Source organism: Thalassobellus citreus (genome assembly GCF_044385915.1).
Taxonomy (GTDB): domain Bacteria; phylum Bacteroidota; class Bacteroidia; order Flavobacteriales; family Flavobacteriaceae; genus Thalassobellus; species Thalassobellus citreus.
This window is the reverse complement of record NZ_JBISCC010000043.1, coordinates 1-1,129: the sequence shown is the minus strand read 5'-3', so window position 1 is coordinate 1,129 and position 1,129 is coordinate 1. Positions and strand designations below refer to the sequence as shown.

Annotated in this window: 3 protein-coding genes; all 3 read right to left on the bottom strand. The window is 37.6% G+C overall.

Going from position 1 to position 1,129, the window contains the following annotated elements; genetic code table 11:
* On the bottom strand, positions 1-649 hold a 649-nt coding region (locus ACH5TX_RS00205), incomplete at its 3' end, for a phage tail-like protein (protein ID WP_500691793.1).
* Positions 650-672: 23 nt separating this feature from the next.
* Positions 673-798, bottom strand: coding sequence for a four helix bundle protein (locus tag ACH5TX_RS00200; RefSeq protein ID WP_439337550.1), 126 nt, complete (start codon positions 796-798; stop codon positions 673-675).
* 65 nt (positions 799-863) lie between these two features.
* On the bottom strand, positions 864-1,129 hold a 266-nt coding region (locus ACH5TX_RS00195), incomplete at its 5' end, for an Lcl domain-containing protein (protein WP_439337549.1).

Below are 1,129 nucleotides of genomic sequence, written 5' to 3'. Positions count from 1 at the left end.
TCACAGAAAGATCGCTACCACTATTTAAACTTGCACCAGCATTTATTTCGGTCTTTTTATCATACATTTCATCTAACTCATCCTTACTAGGTAAAAACCAATCGGAAAAACCTCCTCCAGTATAAGCATGCGCTAAACCAGCTGCGTAAGTTGTTTCTATAGCTCCTTGTTCGCTTATAATAGTATCTGTATTAGCTAAGCCTGTTCCAATAGCTGTTGCTGTTGCTCCTGTTGCAACAGAACTACCATTATGCCATCGAGCAGAGCCTTGATCTTCTACTGCACAAACTAAACCATGAGAAGAATCGGTTGGATCTATCCAAAAAACAATGCCGCCGTGCATAAAATCGCCTATCCCTGGTAGTTTTGATACTACTAATCCGCTTGCAGTATTCAAAAAATCTGTTCCGTCATAATAATATAATCCCTTTGGATCACAATCTAAACAATAAACAACCAAACCCTCGGCTGGTGAAACTATGGATGTCATATCGGAATATGTCATTCGAGGAGGCAAAAATCCCTGTGTTGTTGAACTTATTTCTAATACCGATGAAGCATCTGGCGTTGGTGTTCCTATACCTATCTGTGAATATCCCGAAATTACAACTGTAAATAGTAAATACAAACTAAGTAAATTTGTTTTCATTGTTTTTATTGTTTTTATTGTTTTTAACAAAAACATTCATAACCTAAACTATACTTATATTCTTTAGGAAAGGTTTTAGTACTTACAAAAACTTCTAACACCAATTTATATGTGTCTCTATATACAGGTAACTCTGTGTGTAATGCCATTTTTTTTTAAAAATAAACCGACCGCTTACGCGGTAAACTTTTTTAATAACTAAATAATTAAATAACTAAAAAGCCCGAACGGCACGCACAATGCGCGTGGTGTTCTTAGTGCTGTAGCCCTGAGTACCACCGTCGAAATTCTGGGACCACGCGCTACTGGCACCGGTCTCCGTAGAACTCCAGTAGGGAGTCACAGAAAGATCGCTACCACTATTTAAACTTGCACCAGCATTTATTTCGGTCTTTTTATCATACATTTCATCTAACTCATCCTTACTAGGTAAAAACCAATCGGAAAAACCTCCTCCAGTATAAGCATGCGCTAAACCAG

Excerpts from the sequence above, each read along its gene's own strand:
- ACH5TX_RS00200 (WP_439337550.1), bottom strand. The coding sequence starts at position 798 with ATGGCATTACACACAGAGTTACCTGTATATAGAGACACATATAAATTG.